This window comes from Legionella sp. 27cVA30 (assembly GCF_024160945.1).
In the GTDB taxonomy this organism is placed as follows: Bacteria; Pseudomonadota; Gammaproteobacteria; order Legionellales; family Legionellaceae; genus Legionella_A; species Legionella_A septentrionalis.
The window spans coordinates 640,581-658,536 of sequence record NZ_JAMYXK010000002.1 but is presented as its reverse complement, the minus strand read 5'-3'; the positions used below and the strand labels follow the sequence as shown (position 1 = coordinate 658,536).

The window sequence follows — 17,956 nt, the reverse complement described above, 5'->3', positions numbered from 1 at the left end:
CCTTATTCCTATGCTTGCGATACGAGCTCGACTTGGCCGGCCCGGTTTAGATACAGTTCCCCTGTCTTTTCACAACGCGCAGCTAGGCTGCCATCGCTTTGCTCTGCAAATTTAAGCTGCTCACCAAACCGGCTCATCCAGCCGATTTGCCGCGCCGGCACTCCCACCATGAGAGCATAAGCTGGAACATCACGGTTAATCACCGCCCCGGCTCCCACAAATGCATACTCGCCAATCGTAACACCGCAAACGATCGTGCAATTAGCACCCAGCGTAGCGCCCCGCTTTATCAACGTGTTACGGTATTCATCTTTGCGTGGAACGGCTGAGCGCGGGTTATAAACATTGGTAAACACCATGCTTGGTCCGCAAAAAACATCATCCTCAAGCGTCACATTATCGTAAACGGATACGTTATTTTGAATTTTTACGTTATTGCCGATAGCGACATGATTACCTATATAGACATTTTGACCGAGGCTGCAATTCTCTCCAATGCACGCGCCTTTACTGACGTGCACCCAATGCCAAATGCGGGTACCTGTGCCAATTTGCGCACCTTTATCAATAATTGCCGTCTCATGGGCTTGATAAGACATGGCTACAACTCCAAAGGCAAGTGTACAGTTTGGCCATCACGTGCAGAACGATAAGCAGCAATGAGCACTTCCAGCGAAGTTAAACCCTCGCGCCCGTCTACTAAAGGTGTGGCAAGGCCCTGTAATGACTGGATGACATTTTCATAATAAAGTGGATGACCAAAACCATACACCGATGTGGTTTGGTAACTGGCTTGTCTTATTTCTTCGTCATCCGGCGAAGAATCTGCAAACTCCCAGTGTTGGATTTCATTCACTGCAATGCCGCCGATGCGTACACTCCCTTTTTCCCCCAGGATGGTAATAGACCCTTCGTAATTTCTCGGATAAGTGAGCATGGTCACACTGACTGACCCCATGGCACCGCTTCGCCAGCGAATGTTCATTACGCCCGTATCTTCAGCTTCAATTTTTCTTGCCAAAGTAGCTGTCATGGCTTGGACAGACTGCACAGGGCCTAATAACCAGTGAATTAAATCGATGTAATGGCTTGCCTGGTTCATAAAGGCACCGCCATCCATTTCCCACGAACCCCGCCAGCCGCCTTGATCATAGTAATCTTGCGGTCTGGTCCAAAACACATTGATGTTGGCCAAATAAATTTTGCCAAAACGGCCGCCATCGATGGCTTTCTTCAATAACTGTAGCGTCGCATTCAAACGATTTTGCTTGACGACAAAAAGCCTCACACCTGCTTCAGCACAAGCATTTACCATTTGTAATCCATCCTGCCAGCGGGTAGCCATCGGTTTTTCAGTTATTACATGACGTCCAGACTGCGCTATCTTAACAGTCTGTAAAGGGTGCAAACCGCTGGGAGTGCACAAGGTGATGACATCCGCATCAGTGAAGCGTAACAAATCATCCAAATGCCGATAGCCTTCGACCCCATACTGTTTACTGGTTTCCTGCAAGGCGGATTCATCTACATCACAAACTGCAGTGAGGCTTAAAGTATCTTTATGTTGTTCAATAGCTTGCAAGTGATTTTTTGCAATCCGCCCACATCCTACCAATGCAATGTTTATTTTTCTGTCAGAAATAATCCACGGAGCTTTACTCATATTACGCACTCACAATATTATTCTGTTTGAATTGTTTAAATGCACCACGTGTATCTACGATTAATCTTGCATGTCGAGCAATCAATTCATAATCAAAAGCCCGGTGCGCGGTAGCCAGAAGAACACAATCATGATGCGCTAGCATTTCGGCATTGATTTCAACGCTGTGCAAATCAAAATGATGTGCGCGCATGGCAGGGAAAACAGGCACATGCGGATCAGAATAAGAAACTTCCGCTCCTTTGGCCTGCAATAACTCCATAATTTCAATGGATGGAGATTCGCGCATGTCGTCCACATCACGCTTATAAGCGATACCAAGAACCAAAATTTTGCTGTTTTTAATGGCGCGTTCACGTGCATTTAACGCATCCGAAACTTTATTCACTACCCAGTGCGGCATGCTGCTGTTAATTTCACCAGCCAATTCAATGAAGCGGGTATGCAAGCCATATTCCCTTGCTTTCCAGGTGAGATAAAAAGGATCAATGGGGATACAATGCCCGCCGATCCCAGGACCTGGATAATAGGGAACAAAACCGAACGGCTTGGTGGCAGCGGCATCGATTACTTCATAAATATCAATATCCATTTTATCGGCCAGGATTTTCATTTCATTGACCAAACCAATGTTTACTGAGCGATGGATGTTTTCAAGCAGCTTGGTCATTTCAGCCACTTTTGTGGATGAAGCAGGTACGACTTTATCGATTACTGCAGAGTAAAGCGCAACTCCTGCCTGGAGACAATGGGCAGTTTGCCCGCCACAAACTTTAGGGATGCTGGCTGTGGTGTAATGAGCATTGCCCGGGTCTTCCCGCTCAGGGGAATACACGAGAAAAACATCCTGGCCAACAATCAACCCCGTACTTTCAATACGCGGCTTTAATTCTTCTTCTGTCGTGCCAGGGTAAGTGGTACTCTCCAATGAAATCAATTGCCCTGCGCGGATGTGCGGTAACAAAGCGTCTGTCGTTTGCAGCACATAGCTTAAATCAGGCTCCCGGTATTTATCCAGCGGGGTCGGTACGCATAAAATGAGTGCATCGGCTTCTTTGCTTTCCGCAAAATCCGACGTGGCATGGATTCTATTTTTTACCTTAGCTACATCGGCAGATGGGATGTGCTGAATGTAGGACTTACCCTGATTCAGCAATGCATTTTTTTTCTCGTCGATATCAATTCCAATTACGCGATAACCCACTTCCGCAAAACGGAGCATTAGCGGTAATCCGACATATCCTAAACCCACAATACCAATAATTGCTTCTTTGTTGTTAATTTTTTTTACGAAGCTATCTAACATAATGTTACCTCATCCGTTTCTATCAGGCTTCTTCTTACCGCTTTATTGCTTATACCCCAACTTTTTCGCGCAATACTTCCTTTAAAGCACCGCAAATTTTTTGCTGGTCATCTATCGTTAAATAGGGATGCATGGGGATGCTCATCACCCGGCGCGCAGCATTTTCCGTGTGCGGATAGCTTTGTCTGCCCGGAAAAAGTTCTTTAAAGATTGGTTGCTCATGTAAACCCGCCGGATAGTGCACAGCCGTAGGAATACCTAGTTTTTGCAAAGCTTGCTGTACGGCATCCCGATTGGATACTTCGATGGTGTATTGAGCAAACACGCTGGTATTATGAGTTTTAACGACCGGCTTTCGGATTTCTGCGGGCAGCAATTGTTGATAACGATCTGCAACCTCTTGCCGTAACACGACTTCTTCGGGGAAAATAGCTAATTTTTCTAATAAAATCGCCGCCTGAATGGTATCCAAACGTCCATTGATACCTAAGCGGGTATGATGATAGCGCCTGGATTGTCCATGCGTGCGGATTTCATTCATCCGTTGTGCCAGCTCGGCATCATTGGTGAAACAAGCGCCCCCATCCCCATAACATCCCAATGGTTTGGATGGGAAGAAACTGGTGCAGCCGATGGTGGTTAAACCACAGGATTGCTTACCTTGATAAGTAGCACCAAAGCTTTGCGCTGCATCTTCGATAACCGGTAAATTGTATTTTTTTGCTATTGCATTGATTTCGTCATAATCAGCGCACTGGCCATACAAGCTAACTGGAATAATAGCTTTGGTTTTAGCAGTAATCGCTGCTTCGATTAAGCTTGCATCGATGTTGTAGGTATCGGGATGAATATCTACGAACACAGGCTTTGCACCCAGGAGTGCAATGACTTCCGCCGTGGCAAAAAAGCTAAACGGGGTGGTAATCACTTCATCGCCCGCACCCACACCCAAAGCCATCAAGGCAATGAGTAAGGCATCTGTCCCGCTTGCTACAGCTAATGCATGGCTTACGCCCACATAATTTGCCAAAGCTGTTTCAAGCTCAGTGATTTCAGGCCCCATGATGTAAGCGCCGTGATTTAATACGTCTTTAAAACGCGCAATCAGGCGATCTTCAATCCGGTTGGATTGTGTCTTTAAGTCGATGAATTGCATAATGTATCCTTAATTCTTGGATTTGCTTACAGACTTGCCCTCTTAAAGATATTTCTTTATTTCAGGGGCATAACGTTGATGGGTTTGCATGCAACGCTTGATGGTTTCCATATTTTGTTGAGTCCATTCGATGGTTCTTTTTAACCCTTCGGGTAAAGAAACTTCCGCTTTAAATCCGAGTTGCTGTTGGGATTTTTCAGTATTGCCGTGCCGCTTGCCGGAGCGATCCCAATTTCTCGCAGGCAAATTATCAATCTGAGCCTGATTCCCGGTTATCTCATTAATCATCACGGCGAGATCCCGGATTGATGTTTCTACGCCTGAAGCGATGTTGTAAACGCCGCCAGCCTCGCCTTTTAACGCACAGGCAATAAGCCCCGCTACAATATCATCTACATAAATAAAATCCCGGGTTGCAATGCCATTATTCTCCAGTGGCAGCGCTTCCTGATGCAAGGCTTTGAAAATAAAGGTTGGTGTTACATTTCGCCAAATAGTATTCGCATTGCCGCGCCATAAGCCTGCACCCAGGATTTCACCAGGTCCATAAACATTTTGGAAACGTGCTTTAACGAACGGCATGCCGTAACGCATAAAATAATAATTGCCATAAAATTCGCCGAATATTTTCGACATTTGATATGGGCTATCCAGGTACAGCGAAACATCTTCTTGTTCAACAGTGGCTTCGGCATGTTCAAACGTTTTTTTTGCAACGGTACAACCTGCAGAAGAATAAACCACTTTTTTTAATGACTTGAATTTGCTTATGCGCTCAAACAGTTTTAAGCTCGTTAATGTATTGTTTTCATGATCTTTCAGTGGATCTTCAATAGAACTTTGGTTACCGTGATAGGTTGCCAGGTGAAAGACATAATCCAAATCTTCTGGCAAGTGATATAAAACGTTATCTTTCGTAATTGAGGCATGAATAAATTGTACATGAGGATGCTCAGGGACACGGGTGATATCAGCGGACAATAAATTATCAACAACAATAATTTCTTGTGCATTACATGCAAGCAATTTCTGAGTCAAATTGCTGCCAACGAAACCAGCACCGCCCACTACCAATATTTTTTTACCTGAAAAATCTGCCATGGTATTTTTACTTCCTATCATTTACGTATAACCTGGTGAATATGCACCCGGCGAAAACCCGGATACCTTCCGGCATCCAGGCTACATTCTATTGCGCTGACCCAACCTTGCTATGCTGGCTCGGTTTCCACTGCACGCAAATGGGTAAACGTTTGTTCAATGCCATATTGTTTATAATATTCAATGGCGGCTTTCACCCCTTCTACCAGCGGAGTTTTAACATCCCAGGAAAAATCGTGATTGGTACGGGATGGGTCCAGTAAGATGGTATATGCATCATCCGGATGACGCTCGCGCACTTCGACTTCTTTCTCCAAAGTCATGTTTAAAGCGGCAAGGGTCGCATCGAACAATTCTTTAATGGAGAAATCGCTGCCAGAAGAAATATGGTAATAGCCATGTCCTTTGCCATCAACGGCCCGCTCAACGCAATCAACCAAATCCTGGATATAAACAAAATCACGACGTGTGTCCATCACAAAACAAGGTTTGCCTGAAGTCAGACGATGGTAAAAAGTCGGCAAAGGGCCGCTGATATTGCGGGGGCCGTAGGCATTGGCTAATCTGAATGAAACAAAATCCAAGCCGGACAATTCAATATAATGTTCACCGGCAGTTTTGCTAATGGCATAACTGCTGCCGCGCGCATCAAAATGGTGGGTTAAGGAAATCGGTTGTTCTTTAGGGTTTAAACCGTAGCAAAGTGCGGTTTGGAAATAAACAAGGCGCTTGCACCCTGCATTTTTAGTGGCAGAAACTACATTAACGGTTCCCAAGACATTCGTTTGGCAATCTTCTACCCAGTTGTCCGGATCTTTATAAGAAGCTGCAGCATGAATGACGACATCGGGCTTGAATTGAGCAAAAATTTGGTGCATTGCGGCCGTATTAGCAATGCTTTCTTCTATAATTTCCAGGTTTTTATGAGGTTTTAAATTATCACGGCGACCTGTGCTGAAATTGTCAATCACCAAAACCTGATCATTGCGCGCTAATAATCTATCCGCCAAGTGTGATCCAACAAAACCAGAACCGCCTGTGATTAAGACTTTCATACGTTACACTCCTCATGAACAAAATTGTTATTGTAATTTAACATGGCGCGAAATGTTTGAGCTTGGTCATGAAACTGTTGCTGCCAAATCTCATAACATAAAAATCCCCATATTTTTCGGCTAAATTTCCCAGTGCTACCGAAATTCTTTATGATTTTTTCATAATCAATAAAATTATTTTGCCGGGCTAACCCTGAATGCAAAATATCTTGTACATAATCCTTCAATTCGCCCTGCATCCATTCGCTCAGAGGTACAGGAAAGCCCATCTTATCTTTGCGGTTGCTGATTTTCGCAGGCAAAATATGGGAAAAAGTTTGCTTCAGCAAATGCTTCATACGACCATCAGCAAACTTTATATTGGCAGGGATGGTGGCCATAAACTCAATTAAAGGAGTATAGAGAAACGGTACTCTGGCTTCTAAACCATGCGCCATGCTCACCCGGTCTTCCACATGCAGCAAACTCGGCAGCAAGCATTTAAAATCAAAATGGGTCATGCTGTCGAAATAAGATTCCGCTTTTTCAAACTTGGCTGCATTAAATACATCCAAAAACTGCTGATAAACGTGCTCACGCTCACCCGCTGTCAAGTGCACTTCACCATCCAAGTCAAGGCCGCGATCGACTAATGAAAAATAACGCTTCTCCAGCGGCTCAAACAAGCCATGGCTCCAAAACCGTTTTAATAATGGTTTATAAGCATTTAAAACTTCGAGGTTTGGAATAATGGATTCTGCCGTGACGACGAAGTTACCTTTTTTATAACTGCCTTCAATTGCGGCTTTCATGCATTGTTCGAAATAAGCCATTACATAGCGCGCATAACCACCAAATATTTCATCCCCGCCCTGGCCACCAAGCACTACTTTGACGTGTTTTGCAGCCAGCTCAGAAACCATATATTGCGGGAATACTCCGGGACCTGCCACCGGAAAATCCATATGATAAATAATCTTGCTAAAATGCGCTGCGAATTCTTGTGCAGTGATATCGCGCACATGCAAAGAAGTGCCACATTGTTGGGCAGCATGTTGTGCATACTCGCTTTCATCATAGGCTTTATCTTCCAGAAAACGGCCGTGAAAAAATGGCAATGCTTGATTTTTCTCATGAGTTGCCAAAATACCTATGAGGCTTGAATCCACTCCCCCGCTGACGTAAGCACCGATATTGACGTCGGCACGCAAGTGCAGTCGAATGGATTCATTAAGAATTTCTTCCAAACGATTCGCAAAATAACGCGCTGTGTGGTCGTAATCGATGTGATAATGAACATCCCAATACCGCCAGATTTTTTCACCATTTGCAGTAATCAACATGGCATGCGCCGGCTCCAATTGGAAGACGTCATGAAACAAGGTTTGCTTACCCATTGGGTATTGAAATGTGATGTATTCGGCAAATGCCTGACGTTCTGTTTTTATTGAGCCTAAGAAAGGCAGTAAGGCTTTACTCTCCGAGGCAAAAACAAACGAGTCATCCTGTTTTGTATAATAAAAAGGCTTGATGCCGAATTGATCGCGGGCACAGAATAACTGTTCACCATCCCAGATTGCGAAAGCAAACATGCCCCTGAAATGCTGGACGCAATCAACGCCGTAAACCTTGTATGCCGCCAGAATGACTTCTGTATCTGAGTTAGACGTAAATGTCCAATGGGCTGATAAGGCTTGCCTGAGTTCAACGTGATTGTAAATTTCCCCGTTATAAACAATGACATCGCCAGTAGGGGCAATCATCGGTTGGTGTGCATGCTGAGATAAATCAATGATGCTAAGACGGCGGTGGGCTAATCCTATCGAGTTTTCTTTATTTGTCCATATTCCCTGGTCATCTGGACCACGGTGTGCGATGAGTTTATTCATCACTGCAAGTTTATGTTTTAAATTTTCAATTTTTATTTTTTTTGTGTTTAAGATACCTGCTATCCCACACATATAAAATCATTCCTTTAAATTTGTCTCATGTGCGCATGAAAACGGATGGTATAAGTTTGGGCGATACTATCAATCCTATATTCTTTAGTCAAATTTGAGCCATTAATTTGGCTAAAACGGAAGAGCGACTGCTCTTGGCATGTTAAGGCGCAAATCAAGTCATGATCTTCTAAAGTTGGGAACAATACGGATTTTCCAGCCAACACATTTTAAAAAAGGATATCGCAAAAACCTGTCATTTAGCGATATACTGATTGAATGAGTAAAAACAGGAAAACTGCATGACCTTAAAGGCCATGTATGACAATATTGCCGGCCATTACGCTATAGCCAATCGATTTGGTTCCATAACTAAATCTCACCAATGCGCCATTGCCCAGATAAAACATGCTCACCTGGGAGATAAATCATACCTTAAAGTATTGGATTTGGGAGTAGGGAATGGGGCATTTCTGAAACAACTCGCTGCAGTCATGCCGCATGCCGAGTTTACGGGTATTGATGTTTCCTCGGAAATGTTAAAACGTGCGCAGCAAACCCTGGATTTGGTGACCATCGAAGGCAGTGCTACGGAAGCAAGTCACTTCTTGCCTCATCACAGTCAAGATGTGGTCCTGGCGCATTTTGTCAATGCTTATATCCCTATCAAAACTTTATTTAATCAAGCTCGGCTTTTAACGCGTGCTAACGGTCATTTTTCTTTAATTACAACGACTTATGATTCTTTCCCACTTGCCCAGCAACAATTGGCCAATTTCATTTCCAATGGCTCTATTCTAAGCCGGATCGTTGGCCATTATTATAAAGCAATTGTGAAAAATACTACCGTAGCAGCAGGCGAAGAAGAATTACTACAAGCATTCGTTGATCATGAATTTCAAGTAGTTGAACATCAGCGCCTTTATATTCCAATCGTTTTAAATAATATTGACGAATTGGCTTTATTTGGCATTGAGGGCACGTGGTTTCTAAACAGTTTGACTATTCGTATGCTGCCACGCAATTTTTTATTGCAGCGTTTAAAGCGTTTATTCAGCAAGATTTTTACATTTCCTTATCAAGACACGCATGTAATAGATGTGATTCTGGCTAAAAAATAAGCTATCTAACCAAAATAATTACATAAGAATTTCAATTCATAAATTGCTTTTCTTGGAATTAAACATCTGCATGCTTAGGTTTGCGCAAGCATTTGGTTCTTCTTTGGCAGTGAGCAGACGAGGATCATAGCGGGAAAATTTTGCGCTGCGAGGGCGATGGACGGCTATTTGAAATTCCTTTTCAAACTCGAGGAATTCCTTTGCAGTAAAAAGCTCGGAAAGCGGTTTAACGGGAATTTTATCTTCTGCATAGAATAATACTTTTTTTTCTATTTTTTCCAATTTATCCAAGTACTGTAAATTATTAAGGGAAAAATCATGCCGCAATTCGGCGTGACATTGCGTCGTTTCTTCCAACAATTGCTGCAATTTATCTTCTACCCGAAAAAGGGGAATGGATGAAGGTTCGGCTATTGTGCTTAGTTTTTTCTTAGACAATCCAATTTCATTGAGCTGATTCTCGGGAATTTCTGCAGAAGCTTTCCAAAAAACCGATTTTAATGAAGCCAATAAATTCAGCATCGTGTGGCCCTTTGCAAATGATCAGCAAATAATGCAATTCTTTTAATAACCATGTGGCTTTAAATGAAACTGCTATCTAATTAAGATAGCACATGTTAACGCGTACTGATTGCATTATGCGGTATTCGGGGCCTTCCTGATGGGTTGCTCAAAAGCCGTTACAAACCTAAATTATCGCGTTTGAAGATGCGATCAGCCCGATAACTTGAGCGCACGAAAGGACCGGAGGCCACTTCAAAAAAACCTTTTTGCAAACCTATTTCACGAAGTTTTGCGAATGTTTCAGGCGTTACATAGCGGGCAACGGCTAAATGATTGCGCGTCGGTTGCAAATATTGGCCTAAGGTTAAAATATCGATGTGATGGGCGCGTAAATCATCCATGGTCTGCATTATTTCCTCATCGGTTTCCCCTAAACCAAGCATCAAACTTGTCTTGGTTAACACATCAGGGCGATACTGTTTGGCGAAAGCCAATACCTGGATGGTTTGCCAATAACCCGCACGATTATCTCTTACCGGATGAGTAAGGCGTTCTACTGTTTCCACGTTTTGTGCAAACACATCAACTCCGCTGTCTAACAATACAGCCACATCTTGTTGCTTACCTTGGAAGTCCGGAGTCAATGCTTCTATTTTGGTTTTAGGGCAACGGAGCTTGATGGCACGAATGGCAGCTGCATAATGACTGGCACCGCCGTCTGGCAAATCGTCGCGATTTACCGACGTCAATACCACATAATCCAAATTCATCAACTCGACTGTTCTGGCTGTATTTTCTGGTTCTTGCGCATCCAGCCATCCATGCGGGTTACCTGTATCAACGGAGCAGAAACGGCATGCTCTTGTGCATACGTCCCCCATCAACATGATGGTTGCTGTGCCATGTGACCAGCATTCGGCAATATTCGGACATTTGGCTTCTTCGCAGACCGTAGCCAACCGATGTTCTCTAACTTGCTCTTTAACCTGCGTATAAGCCGGGGTTATCTGATTTACGATACGTAACCAGCTTGGTTTGGGCAAACGTTCCTGGGCCAGGCTTCCTGTTTTCACACCATCCTTAATTGCAGTGAAGCCTTGTTTAGTCGTATATTTCTGCCCACTTTCAACAACAACCGGAATATCCGTTAATTTACCCATAATCACACCTACCTGCCGTAATGAAGTGATGATCCCAAATCAAGAGGCCCAGATCAAGCTCTTGGCCCACCACTCTTGTCTATCATGCAACAAAAACATCATGTTTGCTGCTTTATACATTCCAGCAAGGCCGCAGCATGAGAACCATCGCATAAAGGCGGTTCCTGGGTTTGCTTGCAGCCGCAAAAAAAGACAGTTTCTGTAACAATTGCATGGTATATTACCTGCTGCTGTTTACATTCTTCGCGATCATAATCGCATAATGGCTGCGTTTCGCTTTTCCCGCATCCGCACCAAGCATAAATTTTTCCCTGTTCTACCTCATAAGCTATCGGTAGAAATTTTTTATACATTTCCTTGTCTGTCATGTTTTCCCACGTATAAACGGCCAAAAAGAAAAGCTGCAATGATCACACCCACAGAAAGTGTAAAACTGGCGAGCAACTTAGGATAAATGATTAAAATCGCACCTATGGTTGCCAATATAAAACAGGCGGAAATTTGCAATATTTTTTCGTAGCGGGTGAAGCGACGATAGCGACCCAGTAATAAATAAAATAATAGAAAAACAAGCAATGGCAATGTGTAAATAATTTGATAAAGTACGTGATAGGCAAAAAATTTTGCAGGTGTCAGCACTTGTTTTGCTAACCATTGTTCAAAAATCAAGGCGATATTCAATGCACAGGTTTGTTGGAAAACTTGTACGGATAAAGCAGTCAAAATCACTAATCCATAAATGCCGACATTGGGTTTTACTTCCTTTAACTTATGTCGCCACCAGTAACGCAGGATAAAGATCCACAGCAAAATTCCTGCCAAGAATACTGGCAATCTCAACCAAGATAAAAACGGGTAAAAATAAGCAAAATGAGCTTGGGAGAAATAATGGATACTGCCTAGCGATAAGATAAAAACAAGCCCAATGCCCAAGCGCCTGATGCTTGATTTTGGGCATAGCCAGAGAAAAGCCCAAAAAGCAGCAAAGCTGAATAGGGAACAGGGACTAAACGCGTCCATTAATGCCGAAGTGATAATAAATTGAATGGGAGTTTTGCTTACATTCACATCAATTTCAAACTGGTTAGCCGCCCCCCATTGCCTTAAGAGATTGATGGTTCCCTGGCTTAGCTCGCCTCTTTGACTAATTTGCTGGCGGCAATAATTTAACGCACGCAGTAAAACCTGGCCCGTACTCTTCATGTCTGCAAATCCGGCCCAGCGCGAGTCGCAAAAAAATACTGCCGGAACTGAAAAATTAGTTGAATTTTGTTGTTGCAAGTGTTTGTAGAAGTTTTGTAATGCAGATTTATCTTGATTAATGAAATAGCGGTTCACTACTATCCATGGCCGCTCTTTTTCCAATTTCTTAAAAAATTCGTCTGCCTTATGGCAATGGGGGCAGGTGGAAGAAAGAAAGACGTCTACATGGATTTTGACTTGTTTGGGCGCGTTACTGTACCAGACAAATTGCGGGGCGGCATGAGGCAGGGAAGCAGAAATAAAAAGGAAGCAAAACAAAATAATTTTGTTTAAAACACGCATCCGTGTTTCCAGAAAAAATTAAAGTAAAAAATATAGCATGATTTGCATGATAATACACACCTTGCAGGATGATTCTGCAAGGTGTGGCGTATTAAATCTGCCGCAGTTTTTCACTGCGCGCAACGCGCTCACGCTGGATCAGCAATAAATTCCTAGTATAAATGAACACACCGGTGGACTGACCTAAAATGAACACAGGGTCGCGTTTGTAGATGGAATACAGCAACAAAGTGATCCCGCCCAACAAGCTTAAATACCAGAAAGCTACGGGGATAACGCTGCGTTTTTCTTTTTCACTTACCAGCCATTGTACGATGAAACGGGCTGAGAAAATAGCTTGCCCTAATAAGCCTACAGCCAGCCAAATGTATTCAGCACTCATTACTTACCTCCGGAGCACATGGGCGTTTGAGCAGCCAGCGCATACCTATCAAATCATGTATCCCGACAAATAAACGGTTCATAACCCCATATTTTGAAACTCCATGCCGGCGCGGCCGGTGATTGACTTGGATATTCACCAATCTAAATCCTGCACGCTTAAACAAAGCCGGTAAAAACCGATGCATATGATTAAAGTGCGGTAAAGCCAAAAAAGCTTCGCGCGGAAACAATTTCAAACTGCAACCTGTATCCGGGCATTCATCATTTAACAGCCACCGCCGAATGCCATTCCCTATCCGCGAGGAAAGCCTTCTCAAGCTATTATCATCTCTTTTTTTACGATTACCCAAGACAATGGTATGCGCATCAGTGAGTTTTGCGAGCATGTTTGGAATATCAGCAGGATCATTCTGGCCATCGCCATCCATGGTAATTAACCAGGCATTACGCGCAGCCTTCGCACCTGTCAATAAGGCGGCACTTTGCCCATAATTTTTCTTATGGCATACCAAGCGCAAATGCTCATGCTGCCTGGCCAAAGTTTGCAATTTTTCTTGCGTACCGTCAGTGCTTCCATCGTCTACAAAAATTACTTCAAAACCATGAGGCGTCTTTGCTAATACACTTGCAATTTCTTGATAAAGTTCAGCTACATTATCTATTTCATTGTAAGTTGGAATGATTATTGACAGATCAAATTGATACGCGAAAGACATCCTTTAGATACCCAATCGTTAAAAAGTTAGCCATTATATAGCATATGAGCACATGCGTTCCAGCTAATCCTGACCATATCATTAATTTGCTGTATTGGCATTGTCTTGCAGTGATGCAGCCCAATTTTTCTGCCGTACCCAGCACCATAACAATCCTACTTCCAAAAGCGCCAGGTAAGCCGCTATCAGTACATCGCTTAGATAATGATGCGTAAGCAAGATACGCGAAATGGCTACAAAAAGACCAGCCGCTATCCATGCATAACCGTAGCGTGGAAATAAAATGCTTAAACCAAAAACCAAACCCATAATCGTGGTGCTATGGCCTGAAGGAAATGACCAGAAAGTCGACTGCGTTTGCAGCCCGTAAAATCCATAAAGCTGCTCTTCAAATAATAACGATGGACGCGCCCGCCCTAAAGCAATTTTGAGGCCCAAGCAAATCAAGCTTGGGAATGCCACACACAACCATAAAAACCAGACGCGCACTTCCCATTTGTAATTCCGTGCCACAAACCTAAAATATAAAGCCAGTAAAACCAAAGAAACGAGGTAAAAACCTCCTAAACCCACTTTGGTGATCCAGTTCAAAATCGCTAAATTGGACCTGAGATCAACTTCATGGAAGTATAATGCAATAGGCTTATCCAAATATAAAAATGCCAGCGACACAAATCCTAAATAAAAAACGGCCATCCATGGTTTCATCATAATCATTAATAAACGGTTAAACGGTGCCATACTAACCTCTTAATTTATTTTTTGTTCTGGGCAAACGGATGGGGTCCAGCGGAATAACAAAAGTTTAACCCATTTACCCTTGTTATAGTTATACCCAGTACTTTGCTTAAGCAAGCAGAAATTCTGATCCTTGGTCATTTCTGCCCTATGCCCTTCTTCAACCAAGAATAATTGCCCTTCTTTTTTATACTGCTCTATCTCGGCCGCCTCGATAAAAATAACTTGCTTTGTATTCAGATAAAAAACCAGGCTGGGTTCAGCAAAGCCCACCACAAGGACGGGGTATTGCTCTGCTAATGCATAAGGCTTTAGCATCTCGCTCGCATTGCGCGCAACCCATATGGGTTTTAGTTGCGGCAACAACAGCGCAAAAATTAATGGATAGCACACCAATGCCGTGCACAGCACTGCAACAGCAGCTTGTTTGAAATGCCCCTTAAAGGCCAGGCGAACACAAAGTAAACTCATCGTTGCTACGGCACTGCACGTGGCAATGCTTATCCAGGTAAATTCCTGCAGCAACAGGTAGGTTATCATCAATAGACTTGCTGCAAACCCAAATGAGGCGATTTGCCATAGTACTTGCAGAATGCGTAAAAAACGACTGGGTATAGTTTTTACACAGGCAAGAATAGCCAGTGCGCATAGTAATGCAATAGCCGGAAAAGTGGGCAGCACATATTGCGGCAACTTAGTCGGCATGAGTTCAAAGAAAATCCAGGTAGGAAGAAGCCACGCCAGTAAAAAACGGATGGCAGGCTGGCTTTTATGCTGAAAGGCATGAACCGCTCCCTGCCATAAAAATAAGGAAGCAGGCCAAAAGGTAATGGGCAGAATAGCCAGGTGGAATAAAGGAGGTTTCCCATGCGACTCATGCCCCCCTTGTAATTTCGGCAATAAATCCTTGCGAAACATTTGCAGCAAATAATTGCTGTTTTCTGCTGCATTAACTTGCAAAAGCCAGGCAAGATTTAAAAGCAGGAATAACGGCAACCCCCAGGAAATGCGTAAACCGCGCAACCAAGACCTCTTTCTCTCGGAAATACAAAGTGCGGCAATAGTCAAAATACCAACTAACGGCGTGACTCCTTTCAATACAAAACCATACGTCATCGCCAGCCAAAATAATAATGCCCACCCCCAAGGTGCTTTTTGGCCTTGACTTCCTGCCGTATAGATAATCCATAAAGCCCCCTGCATTAACACCACGGAAGACAATAAAGAAGCATCAATCACCGCCATATGCGTTTCAATGGCCAGCAAGAAAGTCGAACCCAACAAAGCGGCGCCTAAAAAAGCAGCTTTCTCCCCGATAAAGCGCCGGGCAAAAAAGAAGGTGAGCAGGATGGAGAATAAAGCCCCTAACAGCGAAGGAATTCTGTAAGGCCAAATTTTGGAAGCGTTACTATCGCTTCCAAAATATACGCTTGCTGCCTGCAGCCAGTTAATTCCAGGCGGCTTTTGAAAACGTGTTTTTTCCTGAAACCGGATCTGAAAGTATTGATTGGTCTGCACCATTTGTCGCGTAGCCTGCGCAAAATGCGCTTCATCCCGATCGATAACCGGTAATTTGAACATACCGGGCAAAAATATAAGAAGCGAAAACAGACACAATAAAAGGTAAGGATATTTTCTTGTCAATGCCATCTCAATGTAAAAAGCAGGCATCATAGTAGAGCTGTGTATTAAATTCTAGTATAAAGCCAAAGCTTGTTCTAAAATAAAAAAATTTGACGTAGAAAACCACACAACAGCGGAATTTGTTATCGTTAACAAATAATATTTTTAGCGGTTTCCCAGACAAACCAGGATTATATGCCTACTTTAACACTCATCCAACACATTGCAGTTTGGGCAATCCCAGTCTTGCTTGCCATTACCTTGCATGAAGCAGCCCACGCCTTTATTGCAAACCGTTGCGGGGACACAACTGCAAAAATGTTGGGTCGCTTGAGTATAAACCCTATTCGCCATATTGACTTGATAGGTACCATCCTCGTTCCTTTGCTCATGGGCGTGCTAACCCAATTTAAATTTGTATTCGGGTGGGCAAAGCCTGTCCCCATCAACTGGAATTTATTGCGCTCTCCACGGCGGGATATGGCCTTGGTAGCTGCCGCGGGGCCTTTAACTAATATACTGATGGCAGTTATTTGGGCTGGGGTTTTTAAAACTGCAGCATTATTCAACCCGCAAACTTCGGCAGCAGTATTATTTTTTTTACTCACCGCACATGCTGGCATCATCATTAATTTGCTCCTTGCATTGCTAAATTTACTTCCTATCCCGCCTCTTGATGGCAGCCGGGTAGTGGCAAGCTTGCTGCCTCCTGCTGCTGCCAGCACTTATTTGCGGGTAGAACCCTTTGGTTTTTTAATCCTCATCACCTTGTTATTGACTGGTGTGCTGGGTTGGATATTAAGCCCGCTCCTTTTTTGGTCTTTATCTTTAATCAAGCTTTTATTTAATTTATGAAAATTATTGCTGATGCCACCTTACCCAATCTTCCTGCATTGTTTTCTAAAAATTTCCAATTAGACACCTACGAAAATCAAAGCGAATTATCAGACAAACTCGCCTCTTATGATGTTTTAATCTGCCGCTCTACCTTACGCATAAATGAGCAATTACTTAAAAACAGCCATTTAAAATGCATCGCCACAGCCAGCAGCGGCATTGATCATATTGACGAAGCTCTGGTTAAACAAAAAGGGATAACCTTATTTGATGCAAAAGGCTGTAATGCCCGGGCCGTTGCTGATTATGTCGTAACGGTTTTAGCTCTTGTGCACGAAAAATTACCCGGGAATCGTGCCGGAATAATTGGAGTGGGTGAAGTCGGCCACCAGGTAGCCCGTCGTTTGCAGGCACTTGGCTTTGAAGTCTTATATTATGACCCGTTAAAAGCGTCGCAAGACAGTATGTACTCCTATTGTTCCTTATCCGATTTAACTTCCTGTGATTTATTATGCATACACGCCAACTTGCATGAATCGCTGCCCCATCCCAGTAAAAACTTACTCAATGAGGCGTTACTGGCTCAATTAAAACCTGGGGTTATCCTTGTTAATGCCGCGCGTGGGGGCATTGTCGATGAGGAAGCGTTGCTAAATACTGCAACCCCTCTGCTGTATTGCACTGATGTCTATTCGAATGAACCTGCAATTGATCCACGCATTGTGGCAAGGGCAACCGTGTGTACGCCGCACATAGCTGGCCATAGTATTGAAGCCAAACTGGCGGCAGTAAGTGCCATCAGTGAAAAAATACATATTCACTACGGTTATAGTGTGCCGTCGATATCCAGGTTACATAAAAAAATAACAACAATTCCCGTATACAAAAACTGGCCAGACTGTGTTCTTTCTTTGTATAATCCACTTCTTGACACTTGTATTTTGAAAAAAGCACGCGATAAGCAAGTGGCTTTTTTACAGCAACGAAAAGCCCATCAATACCGGCATGATTTTATTTCCTATGATATGACTAATCTAGATTCGCAAATAAAGTCAATCCTGGGGAGTGAGATTTAATATTTACTTAATGTAGGTGATGTACATTAAGGACCGGGAATCGGAGAAGTTT

General features: G+C 43.3%; 18 protein-coding genes. 3 read left to right on the top strand and 15 right to left on the bottom strand.

Annotated features, from left to right (window positions below):
• Positions 1-8: 8 nt before the first annotated feature.
• The 7 genes from NKV53_RS08315 to asnB form a co-directional block, all read right to left on the bottom strand.
• Positions 9-599, bottom strand: a complete 591-nt coding sequence (locus NKV53_RS08315; protein ID WP_126953082.1) for an acyltransferase — start codon at positions 597-599, stop codon at positions 9-11.
• A 2-nt stretch (positions 600-601) separates the two neighbouring features.
• Positions 602-1,663 (bottom strand): Gfo/Idh/MocA family protein, encoded by a 1,062-nt coding sequence (locus NKV53_RS08310; protein WP_126953081.1) that lies wholly within the window; start codon positions 1,661-1,663, stop codon positions 602-604.
• Between the two features lies 1 nt (position 1,664).
• A complete protein-coding gene (locus NKV53_RS08305; protein WP_126953080.1) occupies positions 1,665-2,969 on the bottom strand; it encodes a nucleotide sugar dehydrogenase in 1,305 nt (434 codons plus the stop codon).
• A 49-nt stretch (positions 2,970-3,018) separates the two neighbouring features.
• Positions 3,019-4,125, bottom strand: coding sequence for a DegT/DnrJ/EryC1/StrS aminotransferase family protein (locus NKV53_RS08300; RefSeq protein WP_126953079.1), 1,107 nt, complete (start codon positions 4,123-4,125; stop codon positions 3,019-3,021).
• 42 nt (positions 4,126-4,167) lie between these two features.
• The gene (locus NKV53_RS08295) at positions 4,168-5,247 is read right to left on the bottom strand and encodes an NAD-dependent epimerase/dehydratase family protein (RefSeq protein WP_253350964.1); all 1,080 of its coding nucleotides are present in this window, start codon (positions 5,245-5,247) and stop codon (positions 4,168-4,170) included.
• A gap of 89 nt (positions 5,248-5,336) precedes the next feature.
• The gene (locus tag NKV53_RS08290) at positions 5,337-6,281 is read right to left on the bottom strand and encodes an NAD-dependent epimerase/dehydratase family protein (RefSeq protein ID WP_127032494.1); all 945 of its coding nucleotides are present in this window, start codon (positions 6,279-6,281) and stop codon (positions 5,337-5,339) included.
• The gene (gene asnB, locus NKV53_RS08285) at positions 6,278-8,221 is read right to left on the bottom strand and encodes an asparagine synthase (glutamine-hydrolyzing) (RefSeq protein WP_126953077.1); all 1,944 of its coding nucleotides are present in this window, start codon (positions 8,219-8,221) and stop codon (positions 6,278-6,280) included. Before asnB ends, NKV53_RS08290 begins: the two co-directional genes overlap by 4 nt.
• A gap of 281 nt (positions 8,222-8,502) precedes the next feature.
• Between asnB and NKV53_RS08280 the strand changes: the two genes are divergently transcribed.
• Positions 8,503-9,321, top strand: a complete 819-nt coding sequence (locus tag NKV53_RS08280) for a trans-aconitate 2-methyltransferase (protein WP_126953076.1) — start codon at positions 8,503-8,505, stop codon at positions 9,319-9,321.
• A 36-nt stretch (positions 9,322-9,357) separates the two neighbouring features.
• Here the strand turns inward: NKV53_RS08280 and NKV53_RS08275 are convergent, their stop codons facing one another.
• The 8 genes from NKV53_RS08275 to NKV53_RS08240 all read right to left on the bottom strand — a co-directional run bounded on the left by NKV53_RS08275 (position 9,358) and on the right by NKV53_RS08240 (position 15,949).
• Positions 9,358-9,843, bottom strand: a complete 486-nt coding sequence (locus NKV53_RS08275) for a hypothetical protein (protein WP_126953075.1) — start codon at positions 9,841-9,843, stop codon at positions 9,358-9,360.
• A gap of 158 nt (positions 9,844-10,001) precedes the next feature.
• Positions 10,002-10,985 (bottom strand): lipoyl synthase, encoded by a 984-nt coding sequence (gene lipA, locus NKV53_RS08270; protein WP_126953074.1) that lies wholly within the window; start codon positions 10,983-10,985, stop codon positions 10,002-10,004.
• A 98-nt stretch (positions 10,986-11,083) separates the two neighbouring features.
• Positions 11,084-11,353 (bottom strand): CDGSH iron-sulfur domain-containing protein, encoded by a 270-nt coding sequence (locus NKV53_RS08265; protein ID WP_126953073.1) that lies wholly within the window; start codon positions 11,351-11,353, stop codon positions 11,084-11,086.
• Positions 11,331-12,530, bottom strand: a complete 1,200-nt coding sequence (locus NKV53_RS08260) for a hypothetical protein (RefSeq protein WP_126953072.1) — start codon at positions 12,528-12,530, stop codon at positions 11,331-11,333. The genes NKV53_RS08265 and NKV53_RS08260 overlap by 23 nt, the downstream gene beginning before the upstream one ends.
• Before the next feature lie 91 nt (positions 12,531-12,621).
• Positions 12,622-12,912, bottom strand: a complete 291-nt coding sequence (locus NKV53_RS08255; RefSeq protein WP_126953071.1) for a lipid-A-disaccharide synthase N-terminal domain-containing protein — start codon at positions 12,910-12,912, stop codon at positions 12,622-12,624.
• Positions 12,902-13,630, bottom strand: a complete 729-nt coding sequence (locus tag NKV53_RS08250; RefSeq protein ID WP_126953070.1) for a glycosyltransferase family 2 protein — start codon at positions 13,628-13,630, stop codon at positions 12,902-12,904. Before NKV53_RS08250 ends, NKV53_RS08255 begins: the two co-directional genes overlap by 11 nt.
• 81 nt (positions 13,631-13,711) lie before the next feature.
• Positions 13,712-14,341 (bottom strand): phosphatase PAP2 family protein, encoded by a 630-nt coding sequence (locus tag NKV53_RS08245; protein WP_253350963.1) that lies wholly within the window; start codon positions 14,339-14,341, stop codon positions 13,712-13,714.
• 39 nt (positions 14,342-14,380) lie between these two features.
• Complete coding sequence (locus tag NKV53_RS08240) at positions 14,381-15,949, bottom strand: glycosyltransferase family 39 protein (RefSeq protein WP_253350962.1); 1,569 nt, start codon at positions 15,947-15,949, stop codon at positions 14,381-14,383.
• Positions 15,950-16,186: 237 nt separating this feature from the next.
• Between NKV53_RS08240 and NKV53_RS08235 the strand changes: the two genes are divergently transcribed.
• Entirely contained in the window at positions 16,187-16,846 is a 660-nt protein-coding gene (locus NKV53_RS08235; protein WP_126953067.1) for a site-2 protease family protein, read from the top strand.
• Positions 16,843-17,904 carry a 4-phosphoerythronate dehydrogenase gene (locus NKV53_RS08230; protein ID WP_126953066.1) on the top strand — a complete coding sequence of 354 codons (1,062 nt, stop codon included), beginning with the start codon at positions 16,843-16,845 and terminating at the stop codon, positions 17,902-17,904. Before NKV53_RS08235 ends, NKV53_RS08230 begins: the two co-directional genes overlap by 4 nt.
• Positions 17,905-17,956 lie beyond the last annotated feature (52 nt).

What these genes read in the sequence shown, in the direction of transcription:
- NKV53_RS08315 (WP_126953082.1), bottom strand. Translation starts at nt 599, where the DNA reads ATGTCTTATCAAGCCCATGAGACGGCAATTATTGATAAAGGTGCGCAA.
- NKV53_RS08310 (WP_126953081.1), bottom strand. Translation starts at nt 1,663, where the DNA reads ATGAGTAAAGCTCCGTGGATTATTTCTGACAGAAAAATAAACATTGCA.
- NKV53_RS08305 (WP_126953080.1), bottom strand. Translation starts at nt 2,969, where the DNA reads ATGTTAGATAGCTTCGTAAAAAAAATTAACAACAAAGAAGCAATTATT.
- NKV53_RS08300 (WP_126953079.1), bottom strand. Translation starts at nt 4,125, where the DNA reads ATGCAATTCATCGACTTAAAGACACAATCCAACCGGATTGAAGATCGC.
- NKV53_RS08295 (WP_253350964.1), bottom strand. Translation starts at nt 5,247, where the DNA reads ATGATAGGAAGTAAAAATACCATGGCAGATTTTTCAGGTAAAAAAATA.
- NKV53_RS08290 (WP_127032494.1), bottom strand. Translation starts at nt 6,281, where the DNA reads ATGAAAGTCTTAATCACAGGCGGTTCTGGTTTTGTTGGATCACACTTG.
- asnB (WP_126953077.1), bottom strand. Translation starts at nt 8,221, where the DNA reads ATGTGTGGGATAGCAGGTATCTTAAACACAAAAAAAATAAAAATTGAA.
- NKV53_RS08280 (WP_126953076.1), top strand. Translation starts at nt 8,503, where the DNA reads ATGACCTTAAAGGCCATGTATGACAATATTGCCGGCCATTACGCTATA.
- NKV53_RS08275 (WP_126953075.1), bottom strand. Translation starts at nt 9,843, where the DNA reads ATGCTGAATTTATTGGCTTCATTAAAATCGGTTTTTTGGAAAGCTTCT.
- lipA (WP_126953074.1), bottom strand. Translation starts at nt 10,985, where the DNA reads ATGGGTAAATTAACGGATATTCCGGTTGTTGTTGAAAGTGGGCAGAAA.
- NKV53_RS08265 (WP_126953073.1), bottom strand. Translation starts at nt 11,353, where the DNA reads ATGACAGACAAGGAAATGTATAAAAAATTTCTACCGATAGCTTATGAG.
- NKV53_RS08260 (WP_126953072.1), bottom strand. Translation starts at nt 12,530, where the DNA reads ATGCGTGTTTTAAACAAAATTATTTTGTTTTGCTTCCTTTTTATTTCT.
- NKV53_RS08255 (WP_126953071.1), bottom strand. Translation starts at nt 12,912, where the DNA reads ATGAGTGCTGAATACATTTGGCTGGCTGTAGGCTTATTAGGGCAAGCT.
- NKV53_RS08250 (WP_126953070.1), bottom strand. Translation starts at nt 13,630, where the DNA reads ATGTCTTTCGCGTATCAATTTGATCTGTCAATAATCATTCCAACTTAC.
- NKV53_RS08245 (WP_253350963.1), bottom strand. Translation starts at nt 14,341, where the DNA reads ATGATGAAACCATGGATGGCCGTTTTTTATTTAGGATTTGTGTCGCTG.
- NKV53_RS08240 (WP_253350962.1), bottom strand. Translation starts at nt 15,949, where the DNA reads ATGTTCAAATTACCGGTTATCGATCGGGATGAAGCGCATTTTGCGCAG.
- NKV53_RS08235 (WP_126953067.1), top strand. Translation starts at nt 16,187, where the DNA reads ATGCCTACTTTAACACTCATCCAACACATTGCAGTTTGGGCAATCCCA.
- NKV53_RS08230 (WP_126953066.1), top strand. Translation starts at nt 16,843, where the DNA reads ATGAAAATTATTGCTGATGCCACCTTACCCAATCTTCCTGCATTGTTT.